Origin of the sequence: Kitasatospora sp. NPDC090308 (assembly GCF_044769485.1) — a bacterium.
Classification (GTDB): domain Bacteria; phylum Actinomycetota; class Actinomycetes; order Streptomycetales; family Streptomycetaceae; genus Kitasatospora; species Kitasatospora fiedleri.
This window is the reverse complement of record NZ_JBIVXY010000009.1, coordinates 237,070-258,433: the sequence shown is the minus strand read 5'-3', so window position 1 is coordinate 258,433 and position 21,364 is coordinate 237,070. Positions and strand designations below refer to the sequence as shown.

Annotated in this window: 17 protein-coding genes; 6 read left to right on the top strand and 11 right to left on the bottom strand. The window is 76.4% G+C overall.

From position 1 onward, the window contains the following. Nucleotides 1-70 precede the first annotated feature (70 nt). From ACIQVD_RS22175 to ACIQVD_RS22165, 3 genes are all read right to left on the bottom strand, one after another. On the bottom strand, nt 71-2,518 hold the full coding sequence (locus tag ACIQVD_RS22175; protein ID WP_402291258.1) for a DUF5682 family protein: 2,448 nt from the start codon (nt 2,516-2,518) through the stop codon (nt 71-73). Next, complete coding sequence (locus ACIQVD_RS22170) at nt 2,515-3,612, bottom strand: AAA family ATPase (RefSeq protein ID WP_400687194.1); 1,098 nt, start codon at nt 3,610-3,612, stop codon at nt 2,515-2,517. Before ACIQVD_RS22170 ends, ACIQVD_RS22175 begins: the two co-directional genes overlap by 4 nt. 146 nt (nt 3,613-3,758) lie before the next feature. Next, on the bottom strand, nt 3,759-4,175 hold the full coding sequence (locus tag ACIQVD_RS22165; RefSeq protein WP_400687196.1) for a hypothetical protein: 417 nt from the start codon (nt 4,173-4,175) through the stop codon (nt 3,759-3,761). Nucleotides 4,176-4,265: 90 nt separating this feature from the next. Here ACIQVD_RS22165 and ACIQVD_RS22160 point away from each other — a divergent pair, with 90 nt between their 5' ends. The 4 genes from ACIQVD_RS22160 (at nt 4,266) to ACIQVD_RS22145 (ending at nt 7,895) form a co-directional block, all read left to right on the top strand. Then, the gene (locus ACIQVD_RS22160) at nt 4,266-4,619 is read left to right on the top strand and encodes a MerR family transcriptional regulator (RefSeq protein ID WP_400687198.1); all 354 of its coding nucleotides are present in this window, start codon (nt 4,266-4,268) and stop codon (nt 4,617-4,619) included. A 41-nt stretch (nt 4,620-4,660) separates the two neighbouring features. Further along, nucleotides 4,661-5,983: an SWIM zinc finger family protein gene (locus tag ACIQVD_RS22155; RefSeq protein ID WP_400687200.1), complete on the top strand. Its 1,323-nt coding sequence runs from the start codon at nt 4,661-4,663 to the stop codon at nt 5,981-5,983. Nucleotides 5,984-6,201: 218 nt separating this feature from the next. Beyond that, a complete protein-coding gene (locus ACIQVD_RS22150; RefSeq protein ID WP_255410744.1) occupies nt 6,202-6,336 on the top strand; it encodes a hypothetical protein in 135 nt (44 codons plus the stop codon). After that, a complete protein-coding gene (locus ACIQVD_RS22145) occupies nt 6,333-7,895 on the top strand; it encodes a DUF5691 domain-containing protein (RefSeq protein WP_402291255.1) in 1,563 nt (520 codons plus the stop codon). The genes ACIQVD_RS22150 and ACIQVD_RS22145 overlap by 4 nt, the downstream gene beginning before the upstream one ends. Before the next feature lie 67 nt (nt 7,896-7,962). On the opposite strand, the gene ACIQVD_RS22140 is transcribed toward ACIQVD_RS22145, so the two are convergent. From ACIQVD_RS22140 to ACIQVD_RS22115, 6 genes are all read right to left on the bottom strand, one after another. Beyond that, the gene (locus ACIQVD_RS22140) at nt 7,963-8,367 is read right to left on the bottom strand and encodes a cobalamin B12-binding domain-containing protein (protein ID WP_100837881.1); all 405 of its coding nucleotides are present in this window, start codon (nt 8,365-8,367) and stop codon (nt 7,963-7,965) included. 167 nt (nt 8,368-8,534) lie between these two features. Beyond that, nucleotides 8,535-11,159, bottom strand: coding sequence for a DNA helicase PcrA (pcrA, locus tag ACIQVD_RS22135; protein WP_402291253.1), 2,625 nt, complete (start codon nt 11,157-11,159; stop codon nt 8,535-8,537). A gap of 174 nt (nt 11,160-11,333) precedes the next feature. After that, on the bottom strand, nt 11,334-12,551 hold the full coding sequence (locus ACIQVD_RS22130; RefSeq protein WP_402291251.1) for a hypothetical protein: 1,218 nt from the start codon (nt 12,549-12,551) through the stop codon (nt 11,334-11,336). 172 nt (nt 12,552-12,723) lie between these two features. Next, entirely contained in the window at nt 12,724-14,307 is a 1,584-nt protein-coding gene (locus ACIQVD_RS22125) for a glycosyltransferase family 39 protein (protein WP_402291249.1), read from the bottom strand. Between the two features lie 190 nt (nt 14,308-14,497). After that, on the bottom strand, nt 14,498-15,178 hold the full coding sequence (locus ACIQVD_RS22120; RefSeq protein ID WP_100837877.1) for a response regulator transcription factor: 681 nt from the start codon (nt 15,176-15,178) through the stop codon (nt 14,498-14,500). After that, nucleotides 15,171-16,568, bottom strand: coding sequence for a PspC domain-containing protein (locus ACIQVD_RS22115; protein ID WP_400687211.1), 1,398 nt, complete (start codon nt 16,566-16,568; stop codon nt 15,171-15,173). Before ACIQVD_RS22115 ends, ACIQVD_RS22120 begins: the two co-directional genes overlap by 8 nt. 134 nt (nt 16,569-16,702) lie before the next feature. Between ACIQVD_RS22115 and ACIQVD_RS22110 the strand changes: the two genes are divergently transcribed. Then, nucleotides 16,703-18,247 (top strand): PspC domain-containing protein, encoded by a 1,545-nt coding sequence (locus tag ACIQVD_RS22110; RefSeq protein WP_402291247.1) that lies wholly within the window; start codon nt 16,703-16,705, stop codon nt 18,245-18,247. Continuing rightward, the gene (locus tag ACIQVD_RS22105; protein ID WP_400687215.1) at nt 18,247-18,474 is read left to right on the top strand and encodes a hypothetical protein; all 228 of its coding nucleotides are present in this window, start codon (nt 18,247-18,249) and stop codon (nt 18,472-18,474) included. Before ACIQVD_RS22110 ends, ACIQVD_RS22105 begins: the two co-directional genes overlap by 1 nt. Nucleotide 18,475: 1 nt before the next feature. On the opposite strand, the gene ACIQVD_RS22100 is transcribed toward ACIQVD_RS22105, so the two are convergent. Beyond that, on the bottom strand, nt 18,476-19,465 hold the full coding sequence (locus ACIQVD_RS22100) for a Rieske 2Fe-2S domain-containing protein (RefSeq protein WP_400687217.1): 990 nt from the start codon (nt 19,463-19,465) through the stop codon (nt 18,476-18,478). Between the two features lie 140 nt (nt 19,466-19,605). After that, complete coding sequence (gene guaA / locus ACIQVD_RS22095; protein WP_400687219.1) at nt 19,606-21,192, bottom strand: glutamine-hydrolyzing GMP synthase; 1,587 nt, start codon at nt 21,190-21,192, stop codon at nt 19,606-19,608. Nucleotides 21,193-21,364: the final 172 nt, after the last annotated feature.

Here is a 21,364-nt window from a genome sequence, read left to right as displayed (position 1 = left end):
GAACGGGAACGGGAAGGGCCGGGGCAGCACCGCAGCGCGTCCTGCGGGCCGCCCCGGTCCGTAGGGCGTCTCACCCCGCGCGGCGGTCCACCTGCCGGGGGATGCGCGGCTGCGGCACCCGCACGCCCAGCAGCAGCGCCAGCACCTCCGTGGCCGCCTCGGCGCGCTCCTCGTCGAGCGGGGCGTCCGGGGCGGAGCCCGCCGCGGGAGCCGTGAGCGGGCCGGCCGCGACCCGGGAGCCGATGGTGTGGCGCACGCCCGTCTCCAGCGAGGAGAAGGTGCGGCGCAGCACCGGCAGCAGGTCGGTGAAGGCGTCCGGGGAGACCCCGCACAGCCAGGTGTCGAGCAGGCCGAGCAGTGTCGGGTCGTGCAGCAGCAGCGCGCCGCCGCCGGAGACGAAGCCCTCGACCCAGCCGCCGGCGTCGGCCGGGTCGGAGGCGGTGGAGAGCACCAGACCGAGCCGCCGCCCGGCCTCCTCCGCGTCGAGCCGGCCGTCGTCCAGCAGCAGCCGCACCGCGCGGCCGCGCAGCAGGCCGGGGACGCCGGTGGCGGGGCCGCCGTGCGGTTCGCGGGCGGCGAGCGCGGCCAGGGTGGCGGCCCAGCGTCCGGCGGTGGCGCCGCCGAGCAGGGCGATCGCCTGGTGGACGGCGTCGAGTTCGGCGCGGCGGGCGTTGGCGCCGTCCGCGTCGAGGCCGGTGCAGGCGGCGGGCAGGGCGAGGCTGAGCCGTTCGGCGAGGCCGTGGGCGACGGCGGTGAGGGCGCTGGTGTCGGTGGCGCGGACGTCGCCGTAGCGCAGGGTGCGCACCAGGGCGGGGAGCGCGGCGGCGAGGTGCCCGGCGTCGGTGTCGAGCGCGGCGCGGTCGGCGAGCAGCCGCATCACCTCGGGCAGCGCGTCGGGCAGGTCGGCCAGCAGGCACTGTTCGGCGAGCGCGGTGAGGGCGGTGAGCTCGGCCGTCGCGGCGTCGGCGACGGCCCGGTGGGTGGCGGCGGAGCGCACGGTGGTGCCCCACTGGCCGGCCTCGACCAGGCGGACCGAGAACTCGGGCTCCCAGCACAGCTGCCAGGTCTCCCGGAAGGTGCCGGTCGAGTGGACGCTGTCCCGGGACGGGCGGCCCCAGTGCAGGCCGAGCAGCCGCAGCCGGTGCAGCAGCCGGGAGCGCTCGACGTCGAGGTCCTTGCGCAGGTCGAGGACGAGTTCGCGGGCGGCGGCCTCGGGCTTGAGCCGCAGGGTGCGCTGGAGGCGGGTCAGGTCGCGCTGGAGCGGGACGGCGGGCACCCCGTCGGGAACCTCGCCGAGCGCGTCGCCGACCACCAGGCGCTCGCGGACCAGGGCGAGCGCGACGTCCGAGCCGTCGCACATCACGGCGCGCACCGCGTCCAGGGTCTCGGTGAGGCCAGGCAGCGGGCGGCCGCGCACCGCGGCGAGCGTCTCGGCGAGCCGGATCGCCTCGATGACGTGCGCGGAGGAGACCGGGTGGTCCTCGGCCCGGAGCAGTTCGGCGACCCTGGTCATCCAGCGGGCGACCGGCTGCTCGGGGGCGGTGAACAGGTGGTGGTACCAGCCGGGCGAGTCGATGCCCGCGCCGTAGCCGGTGTGCTGGGACAGCCGGCGGTGCGTCCACGGCACCCAGGTCAGCTCGGTCCTGAGCTTCTTGGGGAGCTCGGCGAGCAGCGCCCGGTCGTGCGCGACGGTCGGCAGCGTGGCGAGCGCGGGGACGTGCCAGGCGCCGCAGACCACCGCGATGCGCCGGTGCCCGGCCCGGCGGGCGGCCCGGAGCTGCTGGCGCATGGCGGCCTCGCGGACCAGGTCGCGCCGCTCGGCCGGGTGGTGCTCGCGCAGGGCGGCCATCGCCTCGGCGAGGGCGGCGAACGGGGCCAGCGGGTCGCCGTCGGGGGTGCGGTGCTCGACCACGTCCTCCCACCAGGACTCCGGGTCGGGGTGGCCGGCGGCGGCGGCGAGTTCGGCGATCGGGTCGACGGGCGCGGGCCGGGAAGTGCCCCCCGGCACTCCCGACCCCTCCCCCTCCTCTGACGCGCCGTCACCGCCGGAGGTGTCGCCGTTCCCGGTAACGGTTTCGTCGCCTTCGCGGTCGCGGTCACCGTCACTGACGCCGTCGCGGTCACCGGCACTGACGCCGTCGCTGTCGCCGTCGCCGAACGGGCCGGCCGCCTCGCCGTCGGCGCCGCGCGGGCCGAGCGCGAGGCTCTGCGCGGCGGGCAGGTCGATGAACCGGACCGGCACCCCGGCGTCCAGCGCGTACCGCAGCGCCACCCACTCGGGCGAGAACGCGGCGAACGGCCAGAACGCGGCCCGCGCCGGGTCGTCGGCGACGTGCGCGAGCAGCGCGACCGGCGGCACCATCTCCTTCTCGGCGGCGGCCGCGACCAGCTCGTCGGCCTCCGGCGGGCCCTCGATCAGCACCGCGTCGGGCCGCAGGGCGGCCAGCGCGGCGGCCACCGCGCGGGCCGAGCCGGGGCCGTGGTGGCGCACCCCGAGCAGCGTCACCTGGGCGTTCACGCCGAGACCTCCCGGGCGGCCCGGTAGAAGTCCTTCCAGCCGTCGCGGTCGCGGACCACGCCCTCCACGTACTCGCGCCACACCTGCCGGTCGGCGACCGGGTCGCGGACCACCGCGCCGACGATGCCGTCCGCGACGTCGCCCGCGCGCAGCACGCCGTCGCCGAAGTGGGTGGCCAGCGCGAGGCCGTTGGTGACCACCGAGATCGCCTCGGCGGTGGAGAGCGTGCCGCTGGGGGTCTTCACCTTCGTCCGGCCGTCGGCCGTCAGGCCGGAGCGCAGCTCGCGGAAGACGGTGACCACCCGGCGGATCTCCGCCGCGCCGCCCGGCAGTTCGGGCAGGTCGAGCGAGCGGCCGAGCTGGCCGACCCGGCGGGTGACGATCTCCACCTCCTCCTCCAGGGTGGCGGGCAGCGGCAGCACCACGGTGTTGAAGCGGCGGCGCAGCGCGGAGGACAGCTCGTTGACGCCGCGGTCGCGGTCGTTGGCGGTGGCGATCACGTTGAAGCCGCGCACCGCCTGCACCTCGGAGCCCAACTCCGGTACGGGGAGGGTCTTCTCGGACAGGATGGTGATCAGGCTGTCCTGCACGTCGGCCGGGATGCGGGTCAGCTCCTCGACCCGGGCGATCCGCCCGTCGCGCATCGCGCGCATCAGCGGGGACGGGACGAGCGCGTCCTCGCTCGGGCCGTGGGCGAGGAGCTGGGCGTAGTTCCAGCCGTAGCGGACGGCCTCCTCGGGGGTGCCGGCGGTGCCCTGGACGAGCAGCGTGGAGTCGCCGGAGATCGCGGCGGCGAGGTGCTCGGAGACCCAGGTCTTGGCGGTGCCGGGCACGCCGAGCAGCAGCAGCGCCCGGTCGGTGGCCAGCGTCGTCACGGCGACCTCGACCACCCGGCGCGGGCCGATGTACTTCGGCGTGATCACCGTGCCGTCGGCGAGCTCGCCGCCCAGCAGGTAGGTGGCGACCGCCCACGGCGAGAGCCGCCAGCGCTCCGGCCTGGTCCGGTCGTCGTGCCGGGCGAGGGCGGCCAGCTCCTCGGCGAACGCGTCCTCGGCGTGCTGCCGCAGGACCTCGCTGGTCGTCTCGGTGGTCATCGACTGCTCCGATCTCACGGGACGTCAGGACACTGCGCGGGAAGGGCGCGGGGAATCGACCGCACGGCGCTGACCTGGGCGGAAGAACTCCCGTTCGCCCCGTGCGAGTTCCACTCTGCCCCCCGCCACTGACAACCGGCCCGCCCTCAGCCGGCCGGCGGCGCGGCCCGGCCGGCCGCCCGCCGCCAGGGCCACAGCTGGGCCGCGCCGAACGCCGCCTCCACCACCAGGAAGCCCCACAGCAGCCCGGTCGCGCCCTGCCCCAGCGCCCAGCCCTGCCAGCAGGCGAACAGCACCCGGGCCGCGCCGTCGAACAACCCGTGCTCCGGCCGCGGGCGCAGCAGCCGCAGCAGCGCCCAGACCAGCACCACCGACCCCATCAGGTTGGCGAACAGCGTCTGCACCGGCTCCGACGGCGGCAGTCGGCCCAGCCCCAGCGCGCCGCCCGCCGCGGACAGCGCCCGGTGCGCGAGGGCGTACGTCCAGGGGGTGGCGAACGGGGCGGTGACCAGCAGGTCGTACCAGGCGCTGGCGCGGACCAGGCGGGCGTAGCGGTGCGTCATGTCGGGCTCCTGTGCCGTCTCGTACGGGGACGGCCCCATGCTGGACGGTGGAGTACTGTCCAGGGTCAAGTCGCCGACGGGAGCGGGGTCATGCGGATCGGGGAACTCGCCGAACGGTCCGGGCTGAGCCGGGACGCCCTGCGCTTCTACGAGCGCACCGGGCTGCTGGTCGCCCACCGGCTGCCCAACGGCTACCGCGACTTCCCGCCCGAGTCGGTGCCCTGGCTGCGCTACGTCCGCACCGCGCAGGCGCTGGGCTTCTCGCTGGCCGAGATCGCCCGCACCGGCGCCGAGTTGAGCGCCGCGCCGGACGCCGCCGAGCGGCTGTCCGAGCTGTTCCGGGAGAAGATCGCGCTGATCGACGCCCGCACCGCGGAGCTCGCGGCGCTGCGCGCGGACCTCGCCGAGCGGGTCGGCACCGGCTGCCCGCTGGCCCCGGCCTGACGGCCCCTCGACTGTCAGTGCCGCCTCCTAGCGTCATCGGCATGGAGGAACGCTGGAGCACCGAACACGTCCTTTCGCTGGCGCCCGACCCGGCCTCCCTGAAGGCCGCGGGCAAGCTCTCCGGGCCCGCCCCGTGGTCGGCCACCGGCACCGGGCGGGGCGCGCTGTGGGGCCTGTGCAAGGGCAGCGGCAGCACGCCCTACCGGACGGCGGTGGAGCTCGGGACGCCCGCGTACAAGTGCAGTTGCCCGAGCCGGAAGTTCCCGTGCAAGCACGCCCTCGGGCTGCTCCTGCTGTGGGCCGCCGGCCCGGAGGCGGTCGCCGACGGGGCCGCCCCGCCGGACTGGGTCGAGGAGTGGCTGAACGGCCGCGGCCAGGCCGCCGCCGACCGGGCCGCCAAGCAGCAGGCCAAGGCCGCCAAGGCCGCCGAAGCGGACCCGGAGGCCGCCCGCCGGCGGGCCGAGAAGCGGTCGGCCCGGGTCGCGGGCGGCGCCCGCGAGCTGCGGCTGCGGCTGGCCGACGGCGTCCGCCGCGGCCTGGCCGACCCGCCGCCGGCCGGTGCCTGGGAGGAGGTCGCCGCGCGGATGGTCGACGCCCAGGCGCCCGGCCTGGCGTCCAAGGTGCGGGCGCTGGCCGAGGCCCCGTCGGACGAACTGCTGGAGGAGTACGCGATGCTGCACCTGCTGGCCGGCGCCTACGGCCGGATCGACACCCTGCCGGAGCCGCTCGCGGCGACCGTCCGGGCCCGGGTCGGCTTCACCACCGACACCGCCGAGCTGCTCGCCGGGCCGACCGTCCGGGACCGCTGGCACGTCCTGGGCAGCCGGGACACCGCCGACGACCGCCTGACCACCCGCCGGGTGTGGCTGCGCGGCGCGAAGACCGGCCGGCCCGCCCTGCTGCTCGCCTTCGGCCGCCCCGGCCAGGCCCCCGACCTGGCGCTGCCCACCGGCCGGGTGCTGGAGGCCGACCTGGCCTACCACCCGGGCGCCCGCCCGCTGCGGGCCGTCCTCGGCACCCGCTACGGCGGCCCCGAGCCCGCCCCGGCCGCCGCGCCCGCCGGGCTCCCCCTCGCCGGGGCGCTCGCCGAGTACGGCGCGGCCGTCGCCGAGGACCCGTGGCTGGACAGCTGGCCGGCCGTCCTGACCGACGTGGTCCCGGTCCGCACCCCGGACGGCTGGCAGCTCACCGACGGCGTCCACACCCTGCCGGTGCGCCGCGGCGCCCTGCCCGAACCGGCCCTGTGGCGGCTGGCCGCGGTCTCCGCCGGCCACCCCGTCACCCTGTTCGGCGAGTGCGGCCACCACGGCTTCGCCCCGGTCACCGCCTGGGACGCCGACCACCGGCCGGTCCCGCTCGGCTGACCGGCACCGCCCGACCGGCCTGCGCCGCGGCCCGGTCCCCGCCGGGTCCGCCCGCCCGCGCGCCGCCGCTTTCGCCCCTTTTCACCCCCTTGGCCCCTCTCGCCGCTCCCGCCGCTCCCGCCGCTCCCGCCGCACCCGCCGCACCCGCCGCACCGCACCACCAGACGGAACGGGACGCTCCCCGGCGCCCCCTGACGCACCGTCGACCGGAGGAAACCATGACCCGCATCCGGCAGCGCACCGCCGTCCGACGCATCGCCCTGCACCACGCCGCCCGCCGCGCCGCCCTCGCCAGCGGCTGGGGCCGCCGCCACCGCACCACCACCCGCCGGCCGAACGGAGACCGGGCATGACCGCGTCCGCCCCCGCCACCACCGACGACTGGGCCGAGCTGGAGAGCGCCGCTCTGCTCGGCACCGACCGCCGCCCGCTGCCCGAGGCCCGCACCCCGCTGGCCGCCGCCGTGGACCGCGCCGACCCGGCGGGCGCGCTGCTCGACCTGGCCGCCGTCGCCGCCGTCCGCCGCCGGGCCGGCGCGCTGCCCGCCCCCGCCGTCGAGCCCCCCGCGCCCGCCCCGGCCGACCCCCGGCCCGCGCTGCCCGGGGCCGCCGCCCGCCGGCTGGCCGTGCTGCTCGGCACCCGCAGCGGCCACGGCACCACCGCCAACCTCGCCGAACTCCTCCCGCAGTGGCTGGCCGCCGCCCGCGCCCGCGGCTACCGGCTGCCGCCCGCCCTCGTCCCGGCCCTGCTGGACACCGCCCGGGCCCGCTCCGAACTCCGCTCCGACGCCGTCACGCTGGCCGGCCCGCTCGGCCGCTGGCTCGCCCCGCACAACCCCGACTGGAAGTACGTCACCCGCACCGCCGGCGACCAGGACGCCCTCGACCAGCCCGGCGAACTCCTCTGGCAGGAAGGGCTGTTCGCGGAGCGCGTCACCCACCTCACCCGGCTGCGCCGCACCGACCCGGCCGCCGGGCTCGCCCTGCTCGCCTCCACCTGGGGCACCGAGCGCGCCGAGGACCGGGTGCTCTTCCTGGACGCCCTCCAGGACGGCCTGTCCGCCGCCGACGAGGGGTTCCTGGAGGCCGCGCTCTCCGACCGCTCCAAGAACGTCCGGGCCACCGCCGCGGAGCTGCTCTCCACCCTCCCCGGCTCCGCGCTGGCCGCCCGGATGGCCGCCCGGGCCCGGGCCGCGGTCCGCCACGACGGCGACCGGCTGCACGTCACCCCGCCCGCCGCCTGCGACGCCGCCATGCAGCGCGACGGCATACCCGTGAAGTCCCCGACCGGGCGCGGCGAGCGCGCCTGGTGGTTCGGCGAGGTCGTCGCGGGGGCGCCGCTGGCCCTGTGGACGGACGGGACCGGCCGCTCCCCCGAGCAGCTGCTCGCCCTGCCCACCGTCGACTCCCCCGACGGCGGCGGCGCCGAGTGGGCCGAGGACCTGCGCGAGGCGTGGGCCCGGGCCGCCGTCCGCCAGCAGGACGCCGCCTGGGCCCGCGCCCTGCTCGGCGCCCCGCCCCGCCCCGGCCGCGACACCCGCGCGCCGGGCGCCCCCGCCAAGCTGCTGGCCGTCCTCCCGCCCGCCGAACGCGCCGCCTGGACGGCCGCGTTCGTCCAGACCCACGGGCTCGGCGACGCCTTCCAGCTCCTCGGCGCCTGCGCCACCCCGTGGACGCCCCCGCTCTCCACCGCCGTCGTCGCCGCGCTCAAGCGGGCCGCCGAACTCGGCTCCTACCCGTGGAGCCACAGCGGCGTCCTGGGCATGACCGAACGCGCCCTCGCCCCCGAGACCGCCCCCGCCGTCGAGGCGCTGGTCGCCGACACCTCCCCCGACACCGCCTGGGCCGACACCTTCACCCGGCTCGCCGGCACCCTCCGCTTCCGCCAGGCCATGCTGGCCGAGCTGGAGTAGGCCCGGCGGCGACGCACCGGGGGCCGGGAGCGCGTACCGCTCCCGGCCCCCGGTGTGCCCGCTCCGGCTACGCGGAGCGCAGGTTGGACTCCACCCAGCTGACCACGTCCTGGGTGGGGGTGCCCGGGGTGAAGATGTCGGCGACACCGAGCGCCTTGAGCTCGGTGATGTCCGCGTCGGGGATGATCCCGCCGCAGAAGACCTTGATGTCGGCGGCGTCGCGCTCCTTGAGCAGGGCGATCACCTTGGCGCAGAGGGTCATGTGCGCGCCGGAGAGGATGGACAGGCCGATGCCGTCCGCGTCCTCCTGGATCGCCGTGTCGACGATCTGCTCGGGGGTCTGGTGGAGGCCGGTGTAGATGACCTCCATGCCGGCGTCGCGCAGGGCCCGCGCGATGACCTTGGCTCCCCGGTCGTGCCCGTCGAGCCCGGGCTTGGCCACCACGACTCGGATCGGCCCCGACACCACCATGACTGCCTCCTGGACCACGTTGTCCACCACCCGGCCGGCCTGGTCGCGGGCTCGGTGTTAACCACTTCTAACAGATTCTGAGGGGAGGGTAGCGGCCCGGCGGGGCCGCCGTCCTTCCCTGCCTGCCGAGAGGAGGGCAAAATCACAGCGTGCGGGGCCGACCCCGCTCAGAGCTTCTCGACGGGGGCGTAGCGCAGGAGCAGTTCCTTGCGCCCGGCGGAGCCGAAGTCGACCGTGGCGCGGGCCTTGTCGCCGACGCCCTGGGTGGCGACGACGGTGCCCAGGCCGAAGCTGTCGTGGCTGACCCGGTCGCCGACGGCGAGCGCCACCACCTCCCGGTCGGTGACCGTCCGGGCGGACCTGCCCCAGCCGGCCTTCGGCGAGGCGGCGGCCGAGGAGCCGGAACCCCGCGAGGAGCCCGCGCCCGAGGAGCCCGTGGAGTAGCCGCGCGAGGGCGGCACCGCGGCCGCGCCGGTGCGCTTCCACTGGATCAGCTTCTCCGGGATCTCCTCCAGGAAGCGCGAGGCCGGGTTGTAGGAGGGCTGCCCCCAGGCGCTGCGCAGCACCGACCGGGTCAGGTAGAGCCGCTGCCGGGCCCGGGTGAGGCCGACGTAGGCGAGGCGGCGCTCCTCCTCCAGCTCCTTGACCTGGTTGAGGGCCCGCATGTGCGGGAAGATCCCGTCCTCCATGCCGGTGAGGAAGACGACGGGGAACTCCAGGCCCTTGGCGGTGTGCAGGGTCATCATCGTGATGACGCCCGCGCCGTCCTCCTCGTCCGGGATCTGGTCGGAGTCGGCGACCAGCGCGACCCGCTCCAGGAAGTCGGCGAGCGAGCCGACCGGCGGCCCCTCGTCGCCCTCGGGGCGCTCCCCCGGGTCCTTCTCGTACTCGAGGGCGACCGCGGCGAGCTCCTGGAGGTTCTCCACCCGGGTCTCGTCCTGCGGGTCGGTGGAGGACTGGAGTTCGGCGAGGTACCCGGTCTCCTCCAGGACGGCCTCCAGCACGGCGGCCGGCCCGGCCCCGGACTCGACCACCTGGCGCAGGCCGGCCAGCAGCTCGTTGAACTTCTTCACCGCGTTGGCGGAGCGCGCCGCCATGCCGTACGCCTCGTCGACCCGGCGCAGCGCGGCGGCGAAGGAGATCCGCTCCCGGGAGGCGAGCGCGTCGATCATCGCCTCGGCGCGCTCGCCGATGCCGCGCTTGGGGACGTTCAGGATGCGGCGCAGCGGGACGGTGTCCTCGGGGTTGGAGAGCACCCGCAGGTAGGCCAGGACGTCCTTGACCTCCTTGCGCTCGTAGAAGCGCACGCCGCCGACCACCTTGTAGGGCAAGCCGACCCGGATGAACACCTCCTCGAAGACCCGGGACTGGGCGTTGGTGCGGTAGAAGATCGCCACGTCGCCGGGGCGGGCGTCGCCGGCGTCGGTGAGGCGGTCGATCTCCTCGGCGATGAACTGGGCCTCGCCGTGCTCGTCGTCGGCGACGTAGCCGACGACCTGCTCGCCCTGGTCGCCGGCCGTCCAGAGGTTCTTCTTGCGGCGGTTGGTGTTCCGTTCGATGACCGAGTTGGCGGCGGTGAGGATGGTCTGGGTGGAGCGGTAGTTCTGCTCCAGCAGGATCGTCGTCGCGTTCGGGTAGTCCTCCTCGAACTGGAGGATGTTGCGGATGGTCGCGCCGCGGAAGGCGTAGATCGACTGGTCGGCGTCGCCGACGACGCACAGCTCGGCGGGCGGGACCTGGGCGAGGTGGGCCTCGGCCGGGTTGACGAAGTCGCCGTCCGCGGTCATCCGGGGGGCGTGGGTGGCGGAGCCGCCGGAGAGCTCGCGCACCAGCGTGTACTGGGCGTGGTTGGTGTCCTGGTACTCGTCGACCAGGATGTGCCGGAACCGGCGCCGGTAGTGCTCGGCGACGTCGGGGAACGCCTGGAGCAGGTGCACGGTGGTCATGATGATGTCGTCGAAGTCGAGGGCGTTGGCCTCGCGCAGCCGCCGCTGGTAGAGGAAGTACGCCTCGGCGAGCTTCTTCTCCATCGGGTTGGCCGCCTGGTCGGCGTACGTCTCCTCGTCGATCAGCTCGTTCTTGAGGTTGCTGACCTTGGCGGTGAAGGACTTCGGCGGGAACTGCTTGGGGTCGAGGTCGAGGTCCCGGCAGACCAGGGACATCAGGCGCTGGGAGTCCGCCGAGTCGTAGATCGAGAAGCTGGAGTTCATGCCCAGCTGCTTGGCCTCGCGGCGCAGGATGCGCACGCACGCGCTGTGGAAGGTGGAGACCCACATCGCCTTGGCGCGCGGGCCGACCAGCGCCTCGACCCGCTCGCGCATCTCGCCGGCGGCCTTGTTGGTGAAGGTGATCGCCAGGATCTCGCCGGGCTGCACGCCGCGCGCGGCCAGCAGGTGGGCGATCCGGTGGGTGAGCACCCGGGTCTTGCCGGAGCCGGCGCCGGCCACGATCAGCAGCGGCGAGCCGGCGTGCAGCACGGCCTCGCGCTGCGGGTCGTTCATGCCCTCCAGCAGCTGCGCCGGGTCGACGACGGTGCGGGCGGCGCCGTTGCGGTGCCAGGCGTCGCGCTCGGCCTCGGCGGCGTGGTCGGTGGCGAACAGCCCGTCCGGGATGTCCTCCTCGGGGAAGCCGCCCTCGCCGTACCCGGGGTCGTACGGGACGTCGTCGTACGGTTCGTCGGCGGGCGGCGGGGCCTCCTCCTCCGACCACTGCTGGGCTGCGGGGCGGGGGCTCGACCCGACGGCGGGACGCTCGAAGCCGGGGAGCGGGAGGTCATCGAAGAGGCTACTCATGGCCCTTCGAGTCTATGGCCCGCCGCCGACATCCCCGCCCGCTCCCGCCGCGCGGGCCCGAACACCCGCACCGGCGCGGCGGGTTGGAGCCGCCCGGCACACCACGGGGCACCACGGAAGCGACCGGGGGCGCCACGGGACACCACGGGACACCACGGGGGCGCCACGGGCGCGCTACGGGGCGTCCGGGTAGATGAAGACCGCGTAGCCCCCGTACGCCGCGGAGACCAGCGCCGCCGCGCCGAGCAGCACGGCCGGCACCGCCCGGCCGCGGGTGCGGGCCAGCGCGGCGGCGAGCGGGAGCAGCAGCCCGAAGGCCGGCAGCAGGAAGCGCGCCCGGGAGGCGAAGTAGGCGGCGTCGCCGAGCGCCAGGGCCAGCACCGCCGCGCTGTACAGCAGCAGCACCGGCGGCTGGCGGCGCAGCGCCGAGAGCACCAGCAGCACCACGGCCGCCAGCAGGGTGCCCGCGGCGACCACGTCGGCCAGCCAGACCGGCTCGGGGGCGGCCAGCAGGCGGCGGAGCGAGACCAGGGTGGAGCGGCCGAAGTCGAACCGGGTCTGCCAGGCGTCCTGGACCCGGAAGTAGCCGTCCCAGCGGCCCTTGCGCCACCCGACCCAGGCGATGAAGCCCGCGCAGCCCAGCGGCGCCAGCAGCGCCCCGGCCAGCGCCCGCGGATCGACCCGGCGGACCGGCGCCGCCCCGGGCGGGCCCGCCCCCGGCCCGCCCGGACCGGCCCGGCGCGGCGCCAGCTCCAGCAGCGCGGCGGCGGCGACCGCCAGGGCGAGCGCCAGCCCGGTGGGGCGGGTCAGCCCGGCGGCGGCGCACAGCAGCCCGGCCGCCACCCAGCGGCGGCGCAACGCCGCGTGCACGGCCCAGGCGGCGAAGGCGGTGAACAGCGCCTCCGAGTACGCGGCGCCCTCCACCACCGCGGACGGCAGGACGCCCCACAGCACGGCGGCGACCACCCCGGCCCGGTCCCCGGACAGCCGGGCGGCGACCGCGAAGATCCCCCAGGCCGCGGCCAGCGACGCCGCCCAGGCCACCGCGAGGGCCGCCGCGCCGAGCGGCAGCAGCAGCGCGGCGGCCCGCACCAGCAGCGGGTAGGCGGGGAAGAACGCGTACGGCTCGTAGAGGCCGTGCGGGCCGTGGACGGGCGCGGTGCCCGCGTAGCCGTGCAGGGCGATCTGCCGGTACCAGCGGGCGTCCCACATGCCGCTCAGCCGGTGCGCGGCCCCGGCGGCCCCGCCCTGGTGGACCAGCAGCAGCGCGCCGACCGCCCGGACGGCGAGGTAGCCGAGCAGGGCGGTCCGGACGGCGGGCCGGGGGGCCGACCGGCGCGGCCGGGCCCGGACGGGCGCGTCGGGGGCGGCCCGGGTCAGGACGCGGGCCACGGCCCGTCCCCTCCGGCGGGCGCCGGACGGGCGCGGTCTCGGGGGGCGGCTGGCACGGCGCCCACGCTATGCAGCGGGGTGCGGCGGGCCGCGCAGGCTCGCCGGGGCGGGGCCCCGGCGGGCGGCGGGCAGCGAGCGGCGGGCAGCGAGCGGCGGGCAGCGAGCGGCGGGGTCAGCGCTCCATCAGGGTGACCAGCACGCCGTGCCGGTGGGTGACGGTGCTCTTCGGGAAGGCGGCCCGCAGCGCCTCGGCCTGGCCGGGGTCGAAGCCCTCGAACGGGTCGTCGTGCACGACGGGGGTGCCGTCGGGGGCGAGTTCGCGGTCGTCGACCACGGTGACCACCCAGACCCGCCGGACGTCCCCGAGGCAGGCCGCCGGGTCGCCGCACAGCTGCGGGTAGAGCTCGCCCAGTTCGACCGCGCTCTTCGCCACGAAGACGTCGTCGAGCCGGACCCGCTCCGGCAGGTAGAGCTCCAGCGCGACGGGCACGGCCGTGAAGACCGCGTTCCCGTAGCGCTGCGGCGCGACGGCGTCGCCGGGCCGGTAGCCGTCGGCGATGACCTTCGCGGCGGCCGCGGCGTCCCAGCCGGTGTGCGAGTACCGCTGGCGCACCACCCGCTGGTCGTGCGCGCCGAGCACCAGGACGGCGGCCAGGCCGGCCGCGACGAGCACCCGGGGGCGCAGCGCGGCCAGGCCGGCGCCGGCCAGCACGGCCCAGGCGGGCAGCGTGAAGAGCAGGTAGCGGTCGAGGAAGTACGAGGTGTGCCCCTGCGAGGCGAACCAGAGCAGCGGGATCGGCAGCGCCGCGACCAGGCCGGTCTCCGCCGCAGGGCGGCGGCCGCGCGGCCAGGCCAGCGGCAGGGCCGCGCAGGCCAGCACCAGCAGGCTGACCCAGGCCGAGCCGTACAGGCTGCGCCACATGGTCTGGGCGACGTACGGGATGGTGGGCTTGGCCAGCCAGCTGAGCTGCCGGTCCACCTGGTGCCGGCCGAGGGCGATCAGCGGGAGCAGCGGCAGCACGGCGCCGAGCGCGGCGAGCGGGAAGCCGACCAGCACGCCGCGCGCCCGCCCGGTCCACCAGCGTCCGGCCGCGACCAGGGCGTGCGGGACGATCAGGACCAGCGCGATGATGTGGAACAGCCCGGCGCCGGCCAGCGCGAGCGCGTACGGCACCCAGCGCAGGGCGGAGGGCCGGTCCAGGGCGCGCAGCAGCAGCAGGGTGGCCAGCGCGGCGAAGAACACCACGAAGGCGTAGCCGCGGACCTCCTGCCCGTACCGGGACACCGACGGGACCAGCGCGAACAGGGTGCCCGCGACCAGTCCGGCGGCGGGCGTGAAGAGCTTGCGGCCGATCAGGGTGACGAAGGCGGCGGCGCCGGCCATCGCCAGCGCGGAGGGCGTCCGGAGCGCGACGACCGAGTGCCCGACCAGCTCGGTCCAGAAGTGGATCAGCAGGTAGTAGGCGCCGATCACGGCGTCCAGGTGGTCCAGCAGGTGGAAGATCTCGTGCGGCGAGCGGCTCGCCGCGTTCCAGGTGGCCAGCTCGTCGTCCCAGAGCAGCGGGCCGCCGGCCCCGTACAGGCAGGCCGCCAGGGTCAGCACGGCGGGCCACACCCACAGCAGGCGGCGGGTCCAGGCCGGTGCGCTCCGCCCGGTGCCCCACCGGGCGTTCCACCGGGCGGGCCGCGGCGGGGCCTGCGGGGCCTCGACGGTGTCCGGGCCGGACGCGGGGCCGGGGACCGCGCCGACGCTCATGCGGCGCGCCCGGGGCGGTGACCGGCCGGGCGGGCCGGGGGGGTGACGGGGCGCGGTCGTCGCACCCGGGGGCGACACGAGCGGAGGGTCGGCACGGGCCCTATCCAAACACATCGTCACCTGTCCGGGCACGGCGGCACCACCGCTCCGGCGGGCGGCCCGGCCGCGGGGGCGGGCCGCCCGGGCGGGGTCAGACCAGGCGGCGCGCCGTGGCCCAGCGGGTCAGTTCGTGCCGGTTGGAGAGCTGGAGCTTGCGCAGCACCGCGGAGACGTGGCTCTCCACCGTCTTGACCGAGATGAACAACTGCTTGGCGATCTCCTTGTACGCGTAGCCGCGGGCGATCAGCCGCAGCACCTCGCGCTCGCGCTGGGTGAGCCGGTCGAGGTCCTCGTCGACCGGCGGGGTGTCGGTGGCGGCGAACGCGTCGAGCACGAAGCCGGCCAGCCGGGGCGAGAACACCGCGTCGCCGTCGGCGATCCGGAAGACCGCGTTGACCAGGTCGGTGCCGGTGATGGTCTTGGTGACGTAGCCGCGGGCGCCGCCGCGGATCACCCCGATCACGTCCTCGGCGGCGTCCGAGACGGACAGCGCGAGGAAGCGCACCCCCTCGACGCCGGCCGAGCGGCGCAGCACCTCGACGCCGCCGCCGCCGGGCAGGTGGACGTCCAGCAGCACCACGTCGGGCCGGGTCTCGGCGACCACCCGGACCGCGGACTCCACGTCGTCGGCCTCGCCGACCACGTCGATGCCGGTCTCGTCGGTGCGCCCGATCTCGGCGCGCACCCCGGTGCGGAACATCCGGTGGTCGTCGACCAGGACCACCCGGGCCCGCCTCCCGGCCGCCGCCGCCCCTGACGCTGCGTCAGTCATCTGCCGCCCTCTCCATCTCCAGCTCGACCTCGGTCCCGCCGTCCGGCGCGGGCCGCACCCGCGCGGTGCCCCCGTTGCGCCGCATCCGGCCGATGATCGATTCGCGTACGCCCATGCGGTCCTCGGGGAGGTCGTCGGGGTCGAAGCCGGGGCCGTGGTCGCGGACGAACACCGACACCGTCCTCCCCTCCACCTCCGCGTAGACCTGGACCGGTCCACCGCCACCGTACTTGGCGGCGTTCACCATGGCTTCCCTGGCGGCCTGCATCTGCGAGGCGACCCGCTCGTCCATCGGGCAGTCGCCGACGCAGACCAGCTCCAGGGGAACGCCGTGCCGGTCCTCGACCTCGGCGACGATCTCGCGCAGGTGCTCGGCCAGGGTGTCGGGGGCGGCCTCGGCGGCGGCCTCCGGGCGGTACAGCCACAGGCGCAGTTCGCGTTCCTGGGCGCGGGCCAGCCGCAGCACCTCCTTGGGGTCCTCGGCCCGGCGCTGGATCAGGGTCAGGGTGTGCAGCACCGAGTCGTGGACGTGCGCGGCGATCTCGGCCCGCTCCTGGGCCCGGATGCGGGCGGTGCGCTCGGCGCCGAGGTCCTGCCACATCCGCAGCATGGACGGGCCGCCGAGCACCAGCACCCCGGCCACCACGGCCAGCGAGGACTCGACGACCAGGGCGACCGGCGAGTCCACGCCCTGGGTGACGAAGTAGCCGATGATGCCGGCCACCACCAGCAGCACCCCGGCCAGCACCCGCAGGTAGGCGCCCTTGCGGCTGCCCGGCTCCAGGCCGAACCAGCTCTGCCAGCGCGAGTCGTCGGCCTGCCGCCACACCAGGGCGACGCCGATGCCGACCGCGAGCAGCGGCCACACGTACGGCTTGGCGGTCTGGACGCCGAGCGCGGACAGCAGCGCCATCACGCCGATCACCAGGGCGACCAGCGCGAACAGCTGGCCCAGGCTGCCGGCCCGGCCGCGGCCCCCGACCGCGGGCGCGGTGGCGTCCGCGGCGTCCGCGGCGGCGTCCGTGCCGTGCAGGTCGTCGCCGTGGAAGGTGCGCTCCAGCAGTTCGCGCAGCCGGCCCAGGCGGCCGGGGGCGCCGTCGCCGGGGCGGCGGGCCGGGCGGTCGGCGCCGGGGGCGGCCTGGTTGATGCCCAGCGGCACCACCACCCAGAACGCGGCGTACAGCAGGGCGCCGATGCCCTCGGAGAAGAACAGCACGATGAACGCCAGCCGCACCCAGGTGACGGGCACGCCGAGGTGGACCGCCAGGCCCTGGCAGACGCCGCCGAGGATCCGGCCGTGCGGGCTGCGGTACAGCCGCCGGTAGGGCGGCGGGCCGGCCGGCGGATCGGTCGGCGCGGGCTCGGGGCTTCTGGTCTCGGGTACGGCCACGGCACCGATGGTGGCAGGTGCCGGTGCGGCGGCGCATCAGGGTCCGGCCCCTAGGCGGCCCTCAGGGACAGTTCAGGGTCGGCCCCGGGCCCCGGACGGTTGGGCGGGGCCCGGCGGCCCGGGAGGATGGGGACATGACGGACGACCAGATCCCGGAGGAACCGCCGGCCGCCCCCGCCGAGGGCCGGCCGGCACTCACCCGCTCCTCCCGGCACCGGGTGGTGGCGGGGGTGTGCGGCGGCCTCGGCCGCTACCTGGACATCGACCCGGTGGTGTTCCGGGTGGTGATCGCGGTGCTCGGCCTGACCGGCGGGCTCGGGCTGTTCCTGTACGGCCTGGCCTGGCTGGTGGTGCCGCGGGAGGCCGCGGACGGCGAGGGCGGCCGCACCGAGCTGCAGCGGGTGCTGACCGGCCGGGTCGACGGCCAGTCGGTGGGCGCGGTGCTGGTGACGGTGATCGGCACCGGGGTGTTCTTCTCCTCGATGGGCGACGGCGGCCAGCTCTTCCCGCTGCTGCTGCTCGCCGCGCTGGTCTTCCTGGCGCTGCGCTACGACCCGGAGCGGCGGCGGCGCTTCGAGGGCGGCGGCGACGGCCCGGCCCCGGCCGGGAGCACCGGCCCGCGGGACCGGCTGGAGGACTCCGGCCCGTTCGCCGACTGGAAGACCTGGAGCGAGTCGGTCGGCCGGGACCTGCGGGCCGAGTGGAAGGTCCGCGGCGCGGAGCTCCAGGAGCGGCTCCGGGCCCGGCACGCGGAGCACCACGGGGCGGGCGGCGCGGAGTACGGGGACACCCCGCCGGTCGGCCCGTCCGGCTACCTGTGGGACCCGCGGCACCCGGAGCGCGACCCGTACGGCGGGGCCACCCCGCCGTACGGGACGCCCGCCCGGCCGTGGTGGCAGCGCACCGACCTGCCGGAGGGCGACCCGCTGCGCAAGGAGCCGCGCGAGGACGCGCACCGGGACCGGACGGACCGCCGGACGGCCGACTTCGAGGAGCGGGCCGGCCGGCGCCACGAGGCGCACCGGCAGGCGAGGGAGCGGCACCGGGCGCACCACGAGTGGCGGGCCCGCCGCCGGGCCGAGCGCGGCACCCCGGTGCTGGGGGCGTCGGCGGTGCTGGTGGCGGTCGGCGCGTCCTGGGCGGTGGCGGCCGACGACCACGGCGCGCACCGCTGGTCGACGGTGCTGGCGGTGGCGCTGCTGCCGCTGGGCCTGGCCATGCTGCTCAGCGCCCGCTGGGGGCGCACCCGCGGGCTGACCTTCCTGTCGCTGCTGCTGACCGCGGGCCTGGTCCTGGCGGCCGGCACCTCGGCGACGGTCGCGGACTCCACCGGCGACCGCGCCTGGACGGCCACCGCGGCCGACCTGCCCGCGCGCTACACGCTGGGGGCCGGCCACGCCCGGCTCGACCTGTCGGCGCTCGACCCCCGGGGCGGCACCCTCGCCACCGAGCTGCGGGTCGGCGCGGGCAGCGCCCGGGTGACCGTGCCCGCCGGGGTGGAGCTGCGGCTGAAGCTGCGCGACGGCGTGGGCGACGTCCGGCTGCCGGACGGGCAGAGCTTCGACGGCCCGTTCACCCACGAGGACGTGGTGATCGAGGTCCCGGACGGACAGCCGTCCAGGGGGGCACTGGAGCTGACGGTGACGGTGGGCGCCGGCGACATCGAGGTGGTGCGGTGATGAGGAAGCACCGGTTCGACCTGTACGCGCTGGTCGCGGGCGGGCTGTTCACCGCGCTGGCGGTGCTCTACCTGGTGGCCTCGCTGAACGGGCGCGAGGTGAACGGCCGCTTCGTGCTGCCGCTGGCGTGCATCGTGCTCGGCGCGGGCGGCCTGGCCGGCGCCCTGGTGGCCGCCTCCCGGCACGGCCGGGGCGGCGCCCGCGACGACGACCGCACCCTGGAGTAGGTCAGGACTGCTGCGGGCCCAGCTCCAGCTGGTCGCCGTTCCTGGTGACGGTGTACCCGGGCAGCGGCTTCACGGCCGGGCCGGTGATCACCGCGCCGGTGGCGGCGTCGAAGGTGGAGCCGTGGCAGGGGCAGTACAGCTTGCCGTCCTTGGGCGGGTTGACCGTGCAGCCGGAGTGGGTGCACACCGAGGACAGGCCGGCGTACCGCCCGGCGGCGGGCTGGACGACGTAGACGGCGTCGCCGCTGGCCGGGTCCTTGACGGTGGCGGAGCCGCCGACCGGGACCTGCGCGGCGGGCACCGCGGGCCCGGCCTGCGGGACGGGGCTGGTGGCGCCGGCGCTCGCCGCGGCGGGGGTCTCGTCCCGGCCGAAACCGGCGGTGAGCGAGCCGGAGAGCAGCCCGGCGCCGCCGAGCGCGACGGCCGCGATGCCGCCGTCCAGCAGGGCGCGGCGGCGCACCGCGTCCTCGGCGAGGCCGCGGGCCCGGTCGCGGGCGGCCCGGTCGGCCAGGTAGCCGTCGACCGACAGGTGGGGGGTGCCGGCCAGCAGCAGCGGCGTCCAGGCCAGCAGGTAGGCCAGGTCGTTGCCCAGGTAGTAGGGGGTGGTGTGGAAGCTGACGGTCAGCCAGAGCGTGGCGGACAGCAGCGCGCCGCCGAGCGCGGCGACCCGGCCCCACAGGCCGAACAGGGTGCCCAGGCCGACGGCCAGCTCGCCGAAGGCGATCAGCAGGCCGAACAGGGTCGGCGCGTGCAGCGCGGGGCCCAGCGCCCAGCCGATCGGGCTGCTCCCCTCGGCCGCCCGGGTCTGGGCGTAGAAGGAGGCCGGGTCGCCGGCGCCGGCCAGGTAGTGCGCGTCGGAGAGCTTGTCGAAGGCCGCGTAGACGAAGGTCACCCCCAGGAACAGCCGCAGCGGCAGCAGCGCGAAGCGCGAGCCCCGTGCCTTCCACTCGGTGATCCTGGTGCCCGCCGTGCCGCCCGTCCCGGTCGCCATCGCCGCCGCCCTCTCGCTCGCCGCCCGCCGCCCGCCGACAGGTGTCGGGTCCGATTGTGCCCGCTGCCCCCCGCACACGGCCGCGCCGCCACTCCCCTGGCGCGGGGAGCGGCGGCGCGGTCACACGGTTGCCGGTGGGATCACTCCCACTCGATGGTGCCCGGCGGCTTGGAGGTGACGTCCAGGACGACCCGGTTCACGTCCTTGACCTCGTTGGTGATCCGGGTGGAGATCTTCGCCAGCACCTCGTAGGGCAGGCGGGACCAGTCCGCGGTCATGGCGTCCTCGGAGGAGACCGGGCGCAGCACGATCGGGTGGCCGTAGGTGCGGCCGTCGCCCTGGACGCCGACCGAGCGGACGTCGGCCAGCAGGACGACCGGGCACTGCCAGATCGCGGCGTCCAGGCCGGCCAGGGTGAGCTCCTCGCGGGCGATGGCGTCGGCGTCGCGGAGCAGGTCCAGGCGCTCCCGGGTGACCTCGCCGACGATCCGGATGCCCAGGCCGGGGCCGGGGAACGGCTGGCGCTGGACGATCTCGGCGGGCAGGCCGAGCTCCTGGCCGACCATCCGGACCTCGTCCTTGAACAGCTTGCGCAGCGGCTCGACGAGCTGGAACTCGAGGTCCTCGGGGAGGCCGCCGACGTTGTGGTGGGACTTGATGTTGGCGGTGCCGGTGCCGCCGCCGGACTCCACCACGTCCGGGTACAGGGTGCCCTGGACCAGGAACTCCACGGCCGGGCCCTCGTCGGCGATGATGTCGGCCTGGGCCTGCTCGAAGACCCGGATGAACTCGCGGCCGATGATCTTGCGCTTCTGCTCGGGGTCGGAGACGCCCGCCAGCGCGGTCAGGAAGCGCTCCTCGGCGTCGACCACGACCAGCTTGACGCCGGTGGCCGCGACGAAGTCCTTCTCGACCTGCTCGGTCTCGCCCTTGCGCATCAGGCCGTGGTCGACGTACACGCAGGTCAGCCGGTCGCCGATGGCGCGCTGCACCAGGGCGGCGGCGACCGCGGAGTCCACGCCGCCGGACAGGCCGCAGATGGCGCGCTTGTCGCCGACCTGCTCGCGGATCAGCGCGACCTGCTCCTCGACCACGTTGGTGGTGGTCCAGTTCGGGGCGATGCCCGCGCCGCGGTACAGGAAGTGCTCCAGCACCTGCTGGCCGTGCTCGGAGTGCATCACCTCGGGGTGGTACTGCACGCCGTACAGCTTGAGGTCGTCGTTCTCGAAGGCGGCGACCGGCACCACGTCGGTGGAGGCGGTGACGGTGAAGCCCTCGGGCGCGGCCGAGCAGGCGTCGCCGTGCGACATCCACACCGACTGCTGCGCGGGGGTGCCCTCGAACAGCGTGGAGCCGGGGCGGGAGACGGTCAGCGGGGTGCGGCCGTACTCGCGGGCGCCGCTGTTGTCGACGGTGCCGCCGAGCGTCTTGGCCATCAGCTGGAAGCCGTAGCACATGCCGAAGACCGGCACCCCGGCCTCGAAGAGCGCGCGGTCGAGCTGCGGGGCGCCCTCCTCGTAGACCGACGACGGACCGCCGGAGAGGATGATCGCCTTCGGGTTCCTGGCGAGCATCTCGGCGACCGGCATGGTGCTCGGCACGATCTCGCTGTAGACCCGCGCCTCACGCACCCGACGGGCGATGAGCTGGGCGTACTGGGCACCGAAGTCGACGACCAGGACGGTGTCGTTCTCGGGTGCGGACTGGACGGGGGAATCAGCGGACACAGACGGCCTTCCGGCGGCGGTACAAGGGGGTGTCACCACCGAGTCTACCGGGACGCTTTCACCCGACTGCCCGCCCGCCCGCCCGTGACCGGGCGGGCGGGCGAATCGTTGCACCGGGAGACCGCACGAGACGTCGGCGCCCTCCAGGTGCGGGCGGCACCGTGCGGCGGAA